This window comes from Phosphitispora sp. TUW77 (assembly GCF_048453025.1).
Lineage (GTDB): Bacteria > Bacillota > Thermincolia > Thermincolales > UBA2595 > Phosphitispora.
The window spans coordinates 2,639,106-2,653,627 of sequence record NZ_CP156677.1 but is presented as its reverse complement, the minus strand read 5'-3'; the positions used below and the strand labels follow the sequence as shown (position 1 = coordinate 2,653,627).

The 14,522-nt window shown below is 42.2% G+C and carries 15 protein-coding genes and 1 riboswitch; all 15 genes read left to right on the top strand.

Annotated features, from left to right (window positions below):
• Nucleotides 1-227: 227 nt before the first annotated feature.
• Nucleotides 228-314: riboswitch (cyclic di-GMP riboswitch) on the top strand.
• Between the two features lie 119 nt (nt 315-433).
• The 15 genes from ABFY19_RS12860 to ABFY19_RS12790 all read left to right on the top strand — a co-directional run bounded on the left by ABFY19_RS12860 (nt 434) and on the right by ABFY19_RS12790 (nt 14,511).
• A complete protein-coding gene (locus tag ABFY19_RS12860) occupies nt 434-610 on the top strand; it encodes a Flp family type IVb pilin (RefSeq protein WP_418791044.1) in 177 nt (58 codons plus the stop codon).
• Nucleotides 611-775: 165 nt separating this feature from the next.
• Nucleotides 776-1,312 (top strand): A24 family peptidase, encoded by a 537-nt coding sequence (locus ABFY19_RS12855; RefSeq protein ID WP_418791043.1) that lies wholly within the window; start codon nt 776-778, stop codon nt 1,310-1,312.
• A gap of 5 nt (nt 1,313-1,317) precedes the next feature.
• A complete protein-coding gene (locus tag ABFY19_RS12850) occupies nt 1,318-1,731 on the top strand; it encodes a TadE/TadG family type IV pilus assembly protein (RefSeq protein WP_418791042.1) in 414 nt (137 codons plus the stop codon).
• Nucleotides 1,732-1,735: 4 nt separating this feature from the next.
• Nucleotides 1,736-2,653 carry a pilus assembly protein TadG-related protein gene (locus tag ABFY19_RS12845; protein WP_418791041.1) on the top strand — a complete coding sequence of 306 codons (918 nt, stop codon included), beginning with the start codon at nt 1,736-1,738 and terminating at the stop codon, nt 2,651-2,653.
• Between the two features lie 15 nt (nt 2,654-2,668).
• Nucleotides 2,669-3,622 (top strand): pilus assembly protein TadG-related protein, encoded by a 954-nt coding sequence (locus ABFY19_RS12840; RefSeq protein WP_418791040.1) that lies wholly within the window; start codon nt 2,669-2,671, stop codon nt 3,620-3,622.
• A 34-nt stretch (nt 3,623-3,656) separates the two neighbouring features.
• Nucleotides 3,657-4,397: a Flp pilus assembly protein CpaB gene (gene cpaB / locus ABFY19_RS12835; RefSeq protein WP_418791039.1), complete on the top strand. Its 741-nt coding sequence runs from the start codon at nt 3,657-3,659 to the stop codon at nt 4,395-4,397.
• A gap of 14 nt (nt 4,398-4,411) precedes the next feature.
• Complete coding sequence (locus tag ABFY19_RS12830) at nt 4,412-5,626, top strand: response regulator (RefSeq protein ID WP_418791038.1); 1,215 nt, start codon at nt 4,412-4,414, stop codon at nt 5,624-5,626.
• A 36-nt stretch (nt 5,627-5,662) separates the two neighbouring features.
• On the top strand, nt 5,663-7,039 hold the full coding sequence (locus ABFY19_RS12825; protein WP_418791037.1) for a CpaF family protein: 1,377 nt from the start codon (nt 5,663-5,665) through the stop codon (nt 7,037-7,039).
• 27 nt (nt 7,040-7,066) lie between these two features.
• The gene (locus tag ABFY19_RS12820; RefSeq protein ID WP_418791036.1) at nt 7,067-8,038 is read left to right on the top strand and encodes a type II secretion system F family protein; all 972 of its coding nucleotides are present in this window, start codon (nt 7,067-7,069) and stop codon (nt 8,036-8,038) included.
• A gap of 15 nt (nt 8,039-8,053) precedes the next feature.
• Nucleotides 8,054-8,971 carry a type II secretion system F family protein gene (locus ABFY19_RS12815; RefSeq protein ID WP_418791035.1) on the top strand — a complete coding sequence of 306 codons (918 nt, stop codon included), beginning with the start codon at nt 8,054-8,056 and terminating at the stop codon, nt 8,969-8,971.
• Nucleotides 8,972-9,337 carry a DUF192 domain-containing protein gene (locus ABFY19_RS12810; RefSeq protein WP_418791034.1) on the top strand — a complete coding sequence of 122 codons (366 nt, stop codon included), beginning with the start codon at nt 8,972-8,974 and terminating at the stop codon, nt 9,335-9,337.
• A 97-nt stretch (nt 9,338-9,434) separates the two neighbouring features.
• Nucleotides 9,435-11,159: a diguanylate cyclase gene (locus ABFY19_RS12805; protein ID WP_418791033.1), complete on the top strand. Its 1,725-nt coding sequence runs from the start codon at nt 9,435-9,437 to the stop codon at nt 11,157-11,159.
• A gap of 106 nt (nt 11,160-11,265) precedes the next feature.
• Entirely contained in the window at nt 11,266-12,387 is a 1,122-nt protein-coding gene (locus ABFY19_RS12800; RefSeq protein WP_418791032.1) for a GGDEF domain-containing protein, read from the top strand.
• 771 nt (nt 12,388-13,158) lie between these two features.
• The gene (locus ABFY19_RS12795; protein WP_418791031.1) at nt 13,159-13,293 is read left to right on the top strand and encodes a hypothetical protein; all 135 of its coding nucleotides are present in this window, start codon (nt 13,159-13,161) and stop codon (nt 13,291-13,293) included.
• Nucleotides 13,294-13,353: 60 nt separating this feature from the next.
• Entirely contained in the window at nt 13,354-14,511 is a 1,158-nt protein-coding gene (locus ABFY19_RS12790; protein WP_418791030.1) for an FAD-dependent oxidoreductase, read from the top strand.
• Nucleotides 14,512-14,522: the final 11 nt, after the last annotated feature.

Below are 14,522 nucleotides of genomic sequence, written 5' to 3'. Positions count from 1 at the left end.
AAAATCTAGGATAAAGGGCTTATCAAAGAACCGTTACATGAAATTTTGTTGTCTTCTATTTAACTAGTTTGGTAAATTGTAGCATGAGATTATTAAAACAGTAACGTCAGTATTTTAGGGAAGCAGAATAAGCTTGTATAGGACTTTAGTCCTATACAAAAATAAGACCAAGGGTCGATGGACATACGGTAGAAATGTGTTAGAATAAAATTGAATATGAATATCTTCATTGAAAAAGGCAAAGTCGTTGAAAGGCGGCGGCGCAAAGCCATGGGTCTAAGGTGGTAAAACACTATGATTGCCAGGCTGCCAAAGGGGGAGTGGAATAATAAATAACCCTTCTCTACAGGCAGTGTGGAAAAGGGTTTTATGTTTTGGTTAAAACACGTGCGGAACAAATCAAAAAAGTAAAAAAATTAAAGGGGGTAATATTATGTTAACAATGCTAAAGAGATTGTGGAGTGAAGAAAGAGGACAAGGTATGACTGAGTACGGGCTCATTTTGGCGCTTATTGTAATCGGTGTTATTACAATTCTTGTAACCATGGGTGACAAGCTGGTTGAGAAGTTTACTGCAATCAGTACAGGTCTTGATGACCCGACTCCTTAAGAATAATATAACGGGGCGGTGGACAACCCACTGCCCCATCAACTATTATATACTTTATTGATAGGCTGCTTAAGATGGAGTGGTCATAAAGACGATATGGTTACGTGTATTAAAATGACAGGCCCTACTTTTTAAGCAAGTAGGGTTTGTTTTCGAAAAGGGTTGATGCCGTTGAAAGTTCAGGTTAGTAACCTGATAGATATTGCTGTAGCAGTTGTGGTAATCATATCTGTTTATACGGACCTTAAGGAACGGAAAATTTATAATGTAGTAATATTGTCTGGGGTGCTTGTCGGATTGCTGCTAAATTTACTGAATTATGGTGGCAGTGGTGTTCTATTCAGCCTCAAGGGCCTGGGAGCAGGTTTGGGATTGTTATTTATTCCCTTTGCGCTTGGCGGGTTTGGGGCTGGGGATGTAAAACTGCTTGGCACTATTGGGGCATTGAAAGGAACGCTTTTTGTATGCAAGGTATTTTTGGCTACCGGGATTGCAGGGGGAGTTTTGGCTGTCTTTGTACTGGTTAAGCAGAAAAAGCTGCTGACAACATTAAAACGTATTGGATTAAGTTTTTTCCTCTTGATTACCAGTGTTTTTAAAGTGAATACCCTGAAAAACCTGGATAAAGCCGAATTCCACGAGTCCCTGCCATACGGCTTAGCAATTGGAATTGGTACGTTGGCAGCGTACCTGGTGGGGTGATAAAAATGTTGTGGTTCCATGATTTTCGCAGAAATCAGCGGGGTCAGGCCATTGTAGAAATGGCTTTGGTACTGCCAATCCTTATTATGTTAATTTTTGGAATTGTTGAGTTTGGTCGTATATTGAACACTTATATGATAGTAACTAATTTGTCGCGTGAAGGAGCAAGGGAAGGTGCTGTAGGGGGTACTGATGCGGAAATAGTTAATGCTGTGCAGTATGGCACTAATGCCGACCAGTTTGATACTGGTTTGCTCAGCATAACAATTGACCCCCCGGCTGCTTCTGAAAGACCCCGCGGCAGTGCAGTTAAGGTTATTGTATCATACCCAGTGGATATAATTGCTCCAATACTTGGACCGATTATAGGAGACCCGTTTATTGTCACCTCCCAGACAACTATGCGAGTGGAGGGATGATGGCATGGATATGTTCAGAAGGCTGATAACAAGTCAAAATGGAAATGTTGTCATTATTTCTGCCATAATATTCACAGTGCTGCTTGGTTTTGTAGCCCTTGCAGTTGATGGAGGCATCCTCTATCTGGAACACACCCGGCTGGTCCGTGGAGCAGATGCCGCTGCTCTGGCAGGGGCCCAGGAACTTCCTGATACTGTTAAGGCCACAGCCCGGGTCTCAGAGTATCTTCAAAAAAACAGTATTGATATTACTGACCCTGATGACCTTGTAATTACTTTTTCATCCGGAAACAAGGAAATTACGGTTAATGTGCAGAAACCGGTTCAACTTCATTTTGCCAAACTTTTAGGGTTAGATACAGCTAATGTAGATGGAACAGCTACTGCTAAAATTTCCCCTGTATCAAAAATATATGGGCTGATTCCTCTTGGGCTCGATGAAAACTTGCTTCCTCTGGCACATGGTCACCAGTACATTATTAAAGTTGGCAACCCAAGTGTGGGGTGGACTGGGATTATAGCATACCCCGGTCAGGCAGGTAAAGATGACTATAGGGAATCTGCCCAGTATGGTTATGACGGCCCAGTTACTATTGGAGACATTGAGGGAAAAGCCCCAGGGAATGCTACCGGTCCAACTATTGACGGTATCCAGGCTCGAATTGACCAGGCTGCCGAAACCTGGGACAATTTCAGCCCTGACAGCCCCCGAATAGTACTGGTCCCAATTTACAGGAACCTTGGGATTCTTCCCACCGATGGACTTGAGGTTGTTGGCTTTGCCAGTGTTTTTCTGGAAAAGGTGGTCGGAGCCGGATTGGAAAATGAAGTTTATGTCAGGTATGTCAACTATACGGTATCCGGGGAAACGGATGATTCTCTTACAGGCACGTATTTAAGCAGTGTTAAACTTATTAAGTGAAAAGTGGTGTTTCAAATGCGAAACTTAATAAGCAGATTTTTAAGAAGTGAAAAGGGACAAGTAATTGTAATTCTTGCTCTTGCATTTACAGTTCTGCTGGGTTTTGTCGGTCTGGCTGTTGATACCGGGGTAATGTACTTGGAACATAACCGCCTTGTCAGGGCGGCAGATGCTGCCGCCCTGGCAGGGGCCCAGGAACTGCCGGCTAATCCGTCCCTGGCGGAGGAGATGGCTGGAGAATATGCGGCCATGAATGGTATCGAACCTGAACAATTAAGTATTAATATTAGTGATGATAATAAAAGCATTTCAGTTTCTGCTGATAAAACTGTTAACCTGGTTTTTGCCAAGGTTTTTGGCTTTGACTCCCGTCAAGTAAGTACAGAGGTCAGCGCCAGCGTTGCTGCCGTGAAGAGTCTTCGCGGTGCGGTCCCTTTTTCCGTAATGGAGCAGGTATTTAACTATGGTGACCCATATGTATTAAAAGAAGGTGCTAGCGGGTCCACCAGCGACGGGGCCAGGTGGTGCGGCTGGTTTGGCGCCCTTGATTTTACAGGTGGTGGCGGTGGCGCCCATGAATATGAAGATATGATTGTTCAAGGTTTTTCCGGAAAGATTTCTATTGGTGATATTATCTACATTGAACCTGGAAACATGGCAGGCCCTACTGCTGACGGTGTTCAGCAGCGTATCGATAGCTGTACCCATACCCCTTCATGTACCTGGAACAACCATGATCCTGATTGCCCCAGGGTGATTTATGTACCTATTGTGGAGGAGTATTCCGGGAGTGGAGGTAACAGACAAGTTAAAGTGGTTGGTTTTGCCGCCTTTTTCCTGGAAGGTGTGGAGAACCATGAAGGTAATAACGGTGATGTTGTGGGCAGGTTTATTTTTGAAACAGTATCTGCAGAGACAGATGATTCCATTGATGGATATGGCTTGCTTAGTGTAAAACTGCTGGAATAACAGTTTTTATTATAGTGGAAAGAAGGGAAATGGAATGTCCAATAAAAAAGTCTTGCTGCTGGCGCTATTTTGCGGCCTTATGACTGCAATTGCATTAAATTTTTACCTAAAGTCTGTTCAGGAATCAGTTACTAACGTAAAAACCAAATCTGTGGCAGTTGCCAATGCCAGGATTCCCGAAAAAACCCTGATAACCGCCAATATGGTTACCATGAAAGACATACCGGCAGAATATGTTAACAGTCATGCGGTTAGTGACATGTCCCAGGTTGTGGGGTCTACGGCGCGGGCTGAGATTGAGGCAGGGGAACAGATACTGGATACCAAAGTTGTCAAAATTGATAGCGACCGGCAGTCCTTGGCTTATTCTATTCCTCTTGGAATGCGGGCAATATCCATCAAGATTAATGAACAGACAGGTGTTGGGGGATTACTTAAGCCTGGAGACCGTGTTGATGTGCTGGGTACGGTGGAAGTGGAGATTTTTAGCCCAGACCCTAATGTAAACACAACCAGGGAAATAAAGACCCATGTTTTACTACAAAATGCCGAGGTCCTGGCTGTAGGGACCGATATTGGAGAACCTAAGGCAGAAGGAGAAAAAAATAGTGCATCTGCATCTGCCGGGACCGTCACTTTGGCTGTACCGAATGAAAAAACACAGTTGGTTGCCTATATGGCATCTAAAGGCGATTTATATCTGACATTGCGCGCGCCGGCAGATAATAGCATAGAAGACAGGCCGTCAATAGATTCAATGGAACTTCTCAAATAACGGAGGCGAGTCTGATGGCAATAAAAATCTTGATAGTTGATGATGTTACAGAAACCAGGGAAAATATTAAAAGGCTGCTATATTTTGAAAAGGATATGATGATTGTCGGTGAAGCCGCTGATGGAGAAGAAGCAATCAAGCAAACAGGGAAGCTTAACCCGGATATCCTGTTAATGGACATTAATATGCCGGCAATGGATGGAATAACTGCTACAGAAGAAATTTCCCTTAAGTACCCTAGGGCCGCAATTATCATTATGTCTGTTCAAGGTGAGCAGGAGTACTTAAAAAAGGCCATGGTGGCAGGTGCCCGTGAATACATGGTGAAGCCTTTTAGTACAGATGAACTGGTGAATACTATCAGAAAAGTATATGAACTGGAACAAAAACGCAGGATTCAATTGGCTGAGCCTTCAATTATACGGGATTTGCAGCGTGACCCCCAGATTATTACTGTTTTTTCAACTAAAGGCGGTGTAGGCAGAACAACAGTAGCTGTTAATCTTGCAATAAGCCTGGCGGAACAGACCAGGAAAAAGGTGGCCATAATCGATTTAGATTTGCAGTTTGGTGATGTAGCTATAATGTTGAATGTGGTTCCCAAAAGAACTATTACAGAATTGATTCAGGATATTGGGCAAATGGACTCAGACCTTATGGATAGTTATCTGGTAACACATCCGACGGGGGTAAGGGTTCTTCCGTGTCCTACCAGGCCCGAATATTCAGAGCTGATTACCGGAAGCCATGTGGAAAAAATTCTTGGCATCCTTAAACAAACTTACGATTATATAGTAGTCGATACCCCGTCCTTTTTCCACGAGACGACCCTTAGTGCCCTTGATTTAAGTCACCAGATTATGCTCCTGGTTTCACTGGATTTGCCAACTATTAAGAATGTTAAACTGGGGCTTGAAGTCTTGGACTCCCTGCACCTGAAGGGAAAGGTCAAGTTGATTTTAAACCGGTCTTCCAGTGATATCGGAATAAAATGTGAAGATATGGAAGAGAGTATTGGTCTTCAGGTTGCAGCACACGTTCCCAGTGATGGACGGACTGTCATTGGTTCGGTTAATAAGGGTAACCCTTTTGTAATATCTAACCCAGGCACAAAAATTTCAGAAAGCATTGGGGAATTAGCACGTATGGTTATGCAGGGTGAGGTTCAACTGCAGAAGGCATCTGAAGTGGAAAAAAAGAAAGGTTTGTTTGGGAAATTATTCAAATAGTTTTGGTTAACATATTTTAATAAGGGGTGTCAGGGTATGTCACTGTTAAAACGACTGGAAAAAGAAAAAACAACCCTTGGTGAAGGTGTGGAAAATGCTGATAAGTCTGCAAAAAAAACAGTCGTAAAGCAGGACCCTTATAAAGAGCTTAAAATTCAAATACATAAAAGGGTAATTGAAGAACTAGATAATGAAGCAATGCAGGCAGACAGTCAGAATGAAGAAGATGCAAAAAAACTGAAGGATACTATTGACATTATTGTTAACAATACGTTAGACCAGGAAGCGTCATATATTCCCAGGGCTGACAGGACAAAAATAATTTCTGAAATAATTGACGAGGTTATTGGATTAGGACCGATAACTCCGCTTCTCAATGACCCTACGGTATCTGAAGTAATGGTTAACAGTCCAAACCAGGTTTATATTGAGCGAAAAGGCAAGCTTGTTTTGACTGATGTAACCTTCAGGGACAACGAACATGTTATGCATATTATTGAGAAAATTGTTGCCCCTATCGGCAGGCGGGTAGATGAAAGTTCCCCTATGGTTGATGCGCGCCTTCCCGACGGATCCCGGGTAAATGCTATTATTCCGCCACTTGCTTTAAAGGGGCCAAGTATAACTATTAGAAAGTTTTCTAAAGACCCCTTAAAAATTGAAGACCTAATCAGGTTTGGGTCCCTGACTCCTGAGATGGCCAAGTTCCTCGAAGCCTGTGTTAAGGGCAGGCTTAATATTGTGGTATCAGGAGGTACCGGTTCAGGGAAAACAACTACACTTAACGTGTTGTCTTCATTCATTCCAAACGATGAGCGGATTGTAACCTGTGAGGATGCTGCGGAAATCCAGCTCAGACAGGAACATGTTATTACACTGGAAAGCCGTCCTCCTAATATTGAGGGGAAAGGTGCAGTCACTATCAGGGATTTGGTAAAAAACTGTCTGCGGATGCGGCCCGACCGGATAGTTGTAGGGGAGGTCCGCAGTGGAGAGGCTTTAGATATGCTGCAGGCTATGAATACAGGACATGATGGTTCACTGACAACAGGCCATGCCAACTCACCTCGAGATATGCTGGCAAGGCTGGAAACTATGGTTTTGATGGCCGGGATGGACCTTCCTGTAAGGGCTATCAGGGAACAGATGTCTTCAGCTGTTGATATGATTGTTCAGCAGAGCAGATTGAAAGACGGGTCCAGAAAGATTACACATATCACTGAAGTTTTGGGGCTTGAAAGTGATACTATTGTTTTGCAGGATATTTTTGTTTTTGAACAAAAGGGTATTGATGAAAACGGTAAACTGATAGGTCGTTTTAAACCAACGGGGATCAGGCCTAAATTTCTGAATAAGCTGGAAACTGAGGGTATTAAGCTGCCTGATGATATTTTCTCTATACCTCCGATATAAATATTTGGTAATCCGGGAGGGGACATTATGCATCTTTCTTTAATTTTAGTCTTGGTATTCCTTTTTGTATCGTTTTTAATTTATGGTATTTTTCTTACTGTTACTGCAGGCAAGCGGGAGTTAAGCGCCCGAATGAATACTTACACCGCCAAACCTGGTGAATTGTCACAGGAAATCGGTTTAAGAGAGCGGGTAAGTAATTTTAATTGGAAAGACACCTTTCAAGAAGCCAGTAAAGTTTTTGCTGCTAAAGAATTCACCAAGAAAGTTGAAATTGAGCTTATCAAGGCAGATGTACCTTTAAAAGGGGAGGAATTTGTCCTTATCATTTTGCTGGCCATGGCCGGGCTAGGGTTTTTGTTTAGTATTATTACCCAAAACATTGTTTTCGGCTGGTTGGGAGCGGTAGTAGGATTTGTTCTCCCAAGGTATTTTATCAAACGGATTAAAACAAAAAGGGCCCAAAAATTTAATTCTCAGATAGGGGATTCTCTGATAGTTATGGCAAACTCCATGAGGGCCGGTTTTAGTTTTATGCAGAGCATGGAAATGGTTTCTAAAGAAATGCCGGCACCGATAAGTGTTGAATTTAACCGAGCGCTCCGGGAAATGAATCTTGGAACTCCTACTGAGGATGCCTTGCTAAACATAACTGAAAGAATAGAAAGTGAGGATATGGATCTGGTTATTACAGCAGTTCTGATTCAGAGACAGGTGGGTGGAAATTTGTCTGAAGTACTCGAAAGTATTTCACATACTATAAGAGAACGCATAAGAATTAAAGGTGAAATTAAAACCCTTACCGCCCAGGGAAGGATATCGGGGATGGTTGTAGGATTTCTTCCTATTGTTATCGGTCTTATCCTCTCTGTGATAAATCCGTCCTATATTGGAACTTTATTTACAAATCCCATTGGTTGGGGGCTGCTTGTAGCAGGTGTCATCTCACAGACTATAGGAGTTGCTCTGATCAGAAAAACTGTTGATATTAAGGTATAAATTGGGGGAGTTTTAATGAAATACCTGATTTTTTGTTTTAGTTTCCTAACTGTCGTTTTCTTCATTTATGGTACATATATATCAATTTACAAGGATCGTTTTGCAGTAACCCGGAGGATGCAGGAAATTGCCAGCAGCCTGCGCCGCAAGCCGCAGCTCAATGATGAACTTAGCAAGCCGTTTATTGAGCGTGTTTTCCGGCCGCTTTTGTTAAAATTATCTGCATACATAGGTAAATTAACACCTGCCACGAAAAAGGTCAGTCTGCATAAAAAGCTGATTATGGCAGGAAACCCTGGGAACTTGTCGGCAAACGAGTTTGTGGTCATCCAATATGGATTTATATTAGGGTTGCCCGGAATAATTTTATTAGTGTCACTGCCTTTGGGCTGGAGTCCGGGAACGATTTTGGCATTCATGATTTTGGGCTGTATAGCCGGTATAATTCTTCCTGACTATTATCTGAAGATGCTTGCTGGTAGAAGAAGGGAAGAAGTACAGGACAACCTTCCTGATGTATTGGATTTGCTTACCGTAAGTGTGGAAGCCGGACTGGGTTTTGATGCCGCCCTGGTAAAAGTTGTGGAAAAGACCAAGGGGGTAGTTTCCCAGGAGTTCAACAGGGTGCTGCAGGAGATAAAGATGGGTAAACCAAGGCGTGACGCACTTCGGGATTTGGGCAACCGGTCAGGGGTTGATGATATGGTATCATTTGTAGGTTCTATCATTCAGGCCGACCAGCTGGGGGTAAGTATCGGAAATGTACTCCGTCTTCAGTCGGAACAGATGCGCCAGAAAAGAAGGCAAAGGGCTGAGGAAAAGGCTATGAAGGCACCTATTAAAATGTTAATACCTTTGATCCTCTTTATTTTCCCTACAATATTTATTGTAGTTCTCGGCCCGGCCGCTATTCAGATAATGGACGTTTTTTAAATGATAAACAAAGTTATAAACCTTACCCAAAACACTATTCTTGCTAACCGGGTTGAAATCGCTCGGACGTGGCTGACACGGTTAAAAGGGCTTCTGGGAAGGGACCGGCTTCCGGAAGGACACTGTTTGATAATTGCACCCTGCAGGTCCGTGCATACGCATTTTATGAAATTTAACATTGACATTCTTTTTGTTGACATATCGGGGAGAATAGTCTACCTGATGGAAAACATACCTCCTTTCAGAATTAGCCCAAATGTCAGGCAGGCTCGTTTTGTTATTGAATTACCCGCAGGAACTGTGAATTCTACAGGAACCTTAATAAATGATTGCTTGAATATTTTGCCTGAAGCCATGAAAAAATAAATATCACTATATAGATACACGAGCACTTGTCTTTATTTGGCAAATTTGCAGGGATTAGTATGTTGTATGTCGAATATGGTAACAAGGAGGTGTTACCATGACAGGGGCCAGAAAAAGCTTTTTTCACGGACTTTATGCATGGCTGATTATTTTTATGGGATATGGTATGCTAATTGCAATTTTGCAGGTTGAGCCCCTGGATCTGGACCTCTGGAGAGAATATGCTGTTTTAGTCGTTCTCGGGGTTCTGGCTGAATGGTTTGTGGTTTCGGTACCTCAGGGAAGCCTTTCTCTGGGGTTTGCTGTTGTTTTGGTTTCCTTTATCAGGTTTGATACAACCACAACAGTGTTGGTAAGTGTACTGAGTGCATTTATCGCCAACAGCATTGTCAGCAAGGACAGGTTTTTCCGATCGACCCTTTTTAATGGCGCACAATATACTATTTCTGCTGTGGCAGCATCAACATTGTATTTTTATGCGGGCGGGCATGCTGTAGATAAGATAACGGCTCCTAACATTATCCCACTTGCGTTTTTTGTGCTGACTTATTTTTTTATCAATCATTTCCTGGTTTCTTTGTTTTTATTGCCATCTTTTCGCAATCAGAGATTGACTGTATGGAGGTCAGCTTTGAAATGGGACTGTCTTACTTACCTGTTTGCGGCTCCTATAGGGGTTCTGATGGCCTTGATTTATGAGAAGACTGGGACCCTTGGAGCGGTGCTGATATTTATTCCTCTACTTACCTTAAAGTACCTGCTTAGATTGTATATTAACCTGGAAACTGCAAATAAGGAGCTTTCCGCCCTTTACGAGGTAGCCAAAAACCTTGGTTCTAACCTGGAACTTTCTAAAACACTGGGACTTATTCTTTCTGAAACCAAAAGAGTAGTTAATTACCATACAGGTGTAATTTACCTTTGGGAGGAGGAAGAACAATTATTGGTTCCTGCTGCCATTAAAAGCCCTTTTGCAGAAAAACTCAGGAGCATTGCCTATTCCTTGGAAGAGGGACTGATTGGGCAGGTTGCTAAAACAGGACAGCCAGGAATCGTATATGATTCCAAAAAAGACAACAGGTTGAGGAGTGTTCCCGGGATAAATCAGTTTCTCAGGTCACTGTTGATTATACCTCTCGCCATGGATAATAAACTTATAGGTGTAATTGCCATCGGTAAAAAGGAACCAAATGCCTTTGGGCAGAAGCAGGTTCAGATACTGAGCAGTCTGGGTGGTCAGGCTGCGGTTGCCATGGCTAATGCGGTGCTTTATAAAAAAATAGAAAAATTGGCTATTACGGATGGCCTTACAAAGGTATACAATCACAGGTACTTTTATAAGAGGATGGAGGAAGAAAACGAGAGATACCGCAGGTATGGAACCGTTTTTTCATTTATTATGCTGGACTTAGACTATTTTAAGCAGTTTAATGACAAATATGGTCATCGTGCCGGAGACCATGCCCTGTATACTGTGGCCCAGGTAATCAAAAAAAGTACGCGTATGCTTGATGTGGTCAGCCGCTATGGGGGCGAAGAGTTTGCTGTTATCTTGCCGGAAACCGATGCCGCTAATGCCAGGGTGGTAGCTGAAAGAATTCTCAATGCAATTCGGGACAATTATTTTTCTGTTTCGGATGACCATCCACCGGTACACGTTACTGTGAGTATTGGCGTAGCCACCTGCCCACAAGATGCTGAAACTACTAATGACTTGATTGAGTTAGCTGATAAAGCACTTTATTATTCAAAAGAAACCGGCAAAAACAAGATATCGGTCTGGTCTGAAGTACCTATTGGCGCACTTGTTGACAATGGCTAAGTCTATTAAAGTGCAAATAATTACAAAATGTAGATAAGGTGAAGGAAATTTATTTTTTTTAGCGAAATATTAGCACTGAAACTATTATAATGCAGGGGGAAATGTAATGGTAGGAGATAGCGGTACCAACAGGAATTTATGGATTATCACCGGTATAGCCAGTGTGCCTTTTGCTATTCTTGCTATAAATGATATGAGTTTAGTAAAAACTCCTCATATTTTTTATCTATTTGCTGTAGCAGTTATTTTTAACGGTTTTTTGGTTCCGTTTATTTTGTTTAAAGAGGAACCGAACTGGCTGAAAAAGACTCTTGCGCTAGGGATTAACATGGTGATAGCTGTTTTTTGGATCGAGTTTACAGGTGGTATTAAGAGTATTTTTTACCCAAACTTATTTCTGTTACCAATCTTTGCGGCAACGATTTACTGTGGTATGCTAGATGCACTCCTGACAGCATTTTTTGGAAGTGCTTTGACACTATTTTTCAGGTACAACCAGTTTGGTTCAATAAAACAGGTATTTAGTGATACGGCTGTCCTGGTTAATATTATTTTCTTTTTCCTTATTGCGGCAATTGTTGGTTATATCGTTAGGGTATTAAGAGAACAGCAGGTCAGTACTAATAAAATAACTTCAGAACTGGAAACCGCGTATCACCAATTAACGTCTTCACATGAGCAGCTTCAGGGCTATACGGATATCATTGAAAAAATGAATAAAGAAATGGAGCAGCTGGCTATTACTGATGAACTTACCATGTTGTACAACAACAGGTATTTTCAAATAGCGCTGGACAAGGAGCTCAAACAGGATAAGAACGGCAATATCAGCCTGTTGATGATTGATGTTGACCACTTCAAACAGTTTAACGAGTCATATGGGCATTTGACCGGAAACCAACTTTTGTCAGAGATGGCCCGGATAATTAGGGAAAATGTGAGGGATACAGATTTGGTTTTCAGGTATGGCGGTGAGGAGTTTGCGGTAATTTTCCCCCAGCTTAAGCCCCAGCAGGTTATCGACTATGCAGAAAAAATCAGAAAGATTATTCAGAATACAACTATCAAGACTGCGACCGGCAAACATGTAAGTGTTACTGTCAGTCAGGGTATATCGTATTATCCCGGTGATTCCAGGAACAAGAGTGAGCTCATCAGCCATGCCGACTTGGCCCTGGCCAAAGCCAAACAGGAAGGGCGGAACCAGGTCCGGATATATAATGAGTAAATCAGAGGGATGTCTCAAAAGAGGCATCCCTTTGTTTATTCAGATATGCCACATTTTATTATTTGAAATTCAACATGGACAGGGGTAGATGAATTCCTCCGGCGGGCTACATCTCCGCCGGCAGCCGCTCCTGCTCCGCAGGTCGCGGGCCGGACGGACGACAGACTCCGCCTTCCGGAACACATCTACCCCTGTCTGTTACATTTTAAAGTTAAAAATTAGTTAGGGTGTCCGTCCCTGTAAAATTGTAAATTGAGTGGATGCAAACAGGTGAGTGTGAAGGCTCACCTTTAGCATATAGGTGCTTAATAGCAGATAAAGAATTGTAGCGAGCTTTTCTTTAAGCCCACAGGATAGTTACCAGTTTAGAAATATTATGTGCCATACACAGTAGTCCCCCGGTTTTTTATGGTCCGATGAGAGGGATGTAACTTGAAGGAAGGTTTGGGAAGCTGGGTGAGGTATTGCACAAGGTTAGAATCCTCTAACGCCAGTGCGGAAAACCGGTGCAATAACTAGCCAGATTCCCCCCATTCAAAGAAGGGAACATCCTACTTATGGGACATTTTTCTGATTATTGGGATACTCCACGTTTTTAATTATTTCAATGCAATATAGGTGGGGGTAGATATGCTCTGAAAGGCTGAGGATGCAGGAGGTAGAGGGATACACACCCCCGGTATTTTAATTTTTAGGCTTAAAATAGTAATTGATATATGCTGTGTTATGGATTATAATGGGCATATGCCAAAAACTAAAGGGGGTAAAATTATGCAAAAGGGTGAACATTTGATTATCATTGGCTGTGGCGGGGTGGGTGCTCCTGCAGCAATGCTGGCAAGGAAACTGATGCCTGAAATTAATGTTACTGTTATTCGTGAGGAAGACCGGTTTATTGTTCGCTGAGCGTTACCTCATGTGGTAGCCGGTCTGGCTGCCGTTGATTCTATTACTAACCCCGATAAAATGTTTACAGATGCTAATATCAATCTTATAGTTGACAAAGTAACCGCCATAGATGTAAAAAGTAAAAATATTGCTATTTCCACTGGGGAAAATTTGTCTTATGATAAACTTATTCTTGCTACAGGGTCAAAACCATTTGTTCCTCCTATATCGGGAAATGAGTTGGAAGGTGTGTTCACATTACGCACCGCCTCTGATGCGGAAACAATACAAGGCTATATAAATAGTCAACAGCCCAAAAAGCTTGTTTTTGTAGGGGCAGGTTTCCTAAATCTTGAATTGGCTGCATTACTTGTTGAGAAAAATCCCGAGAAATATGACATAACAGTTGTTGAACTTTTAGAGCACCCTCTTCCCCTAATGTTAGATAAAGAAATGGGACAAATAATGATAAATTATTTAAAAGAACAGGGCTTTCAATTAAAGTTTGGACAAAAAGCAACAGCAATGACAGGAGAAAATGGGACTGTTAAAGCTATAACCTTGGATAATGGGGAAACTTTGGATGCAGATATGGTGGTACTTTCAGTAGGTATCAGACCAGAACTGGAGCTAGCTAAGGAAGCCGGATTGGAAATAGGGAAACTGGGTATTAAAGTAAATGAATATATGGAAACTTCTAACCCAGATATTTTAGCGGGTGGGGATATTATTGAAACAGAACATTTTATTACCAAAAAGCCTTCAGCTTCTTTATTGCGTGGGCCTGCTGTTATACAAGGGCGCCTAATTGCCAAGAGATTGGCAGGCTGCAATATTTCTTTTCCAGGTGTTTTAAATAATTCAGCAGTGCGCATTTTTAACAAATATATCAGTGCTGTCGGATTTAACGAAGATCAGGCAGTAAAAGAAGGATTCAGCGTTTTAGGAGTAACAGTCAATTCGAGCAGCAAGCACAGGATGATTCCAGGGAATGAACCGTGCACGCTAAAACTGGTATTTGACAGAACTACGCAAAAATTGTTGGGTGGACAAATCATTAGTAATGCTGTGGCACCAGTAAAAGAAATAGATACCATTAATGCTCTTATTTTAGGAGGAATGACTGCAGCACAAATGAGCACTCTGATGTGTGCAGGAAATCCGGATTGTTCTTCAGAGCCCAGCCGTGAACCTATAACTTTAGCTTCTGAACAGGCATTGCAAAAATTGAAGTAAGCCGCTATTTT

Excerpts from the sequence above, each read along its gene's own strand:
- ABFY19_RS12820 (WP_418791036.1), top strand. The coding sequence starts at position 7,067 with ATGCATCTTTCTTTAATTTTAGTCTTGGTATTCCTTTTTGTATCGTTT.
- ABFY19_RS12825 (WP_418791037.1), top strand. The coding sequence starts at position 5,663 with ATGTCACTGTTAAAACGACTGGAAAAAGAAAAAACAACCCTTGGTGAA.
- ABFY19_RS12860 (WP_418791044.1), top strand. The coding sequence starts at position 434 with ATGTTAACAATGCTAAAGAGATTGTGGAGTGAAGAAAGAGGACAAGGT.
- ABFY19_RS12850 (WP_418791042.1), top strand. The coding sequence starts at position 1,318 with ATGTTGTGGTTCCATGATTTTCGCAGAAATCAGCGGGGTCAGGCCATT.
- ABFY19_RS12855 (WP_418791043.1), top strand. The coding sequence starts at position 776 with ATGCCGTTGAAAGTTCAGGTTAGTAACCTGATAGATATTGCTGTAGCA.
- ABFY19_RS12810 (WP_418791034.1), top strand. The coding sequence starts at position 8,972 with ATGATAAACAAAGTTATAAACCTTACCCAAAACACTATTCTTGCTAAC.
- ABFY19_RS12830 (WP_418791038.1), top strand. The coding sequence starts at position 4,412 with ATGGCAATAAAAATCTTGATAGTTGATGATGTTACAGAAACCAGGGAA.
- ABFY19_RS12840 (WP_418791040.1), top strand. The coding sequence starts at position 2,669 with ATGCGAAACTTAATAAGCAGATTTTTAAGAAGTGAAAAGGGACAAGTA.
- ABFY19_RS12795 (WP_418791031.1), top strand. The coding sequence starts at position 13,159 with ATGCAAAAGGGTGAACATTTGATTATCATTGGCTGTGGCGGGGTGGGT.
- ABFY19_RS12815 (WP_418791035.1), top strand. The coding sequence starts at position 8,054 with ATGAAATACCTGATTTTTTGTTTTAGTTTCCTAACTGTCGTTTTCTTC.
- cpaB (WP_418791039.1), top strand. The coding sequence starts at position 3,657 with ATGTCCAATAAAAAAGTCTTGCTGCTGGCGCTATTTTGCGGCCTTATG.
- ABFY19_RS12805 (WP_418791033.1), top strand. The coding sequence starts at position 9,435 with ATGACAGGGGCCAGAAAAAGCTTTTTTCACGGACTTTATGCATGGCTG.
- ABFY19_RS12790 (WP_418791030.1), top strand. The coding sequence starts at position 13,354 with ATGTTTACAGATGCTAATATCAATCTTATAGTTGACAAAGTAACCGCC.
- ABFY19_RS12800 (WP_418791032.1), top strand. The coding sequence starts at position 11,266 with ATGGTAGGAGATAGCGGTACCAACAGGAATTTATGGATTATCACCGGT.
- ABFY19_RS12845 (WP_418791041.1), top strand. The coding sequence starts at position 1,736 with ATGGATATGTTCAGAAGGCTGATAACAAGTCAAAATGGAAATGTTGTC.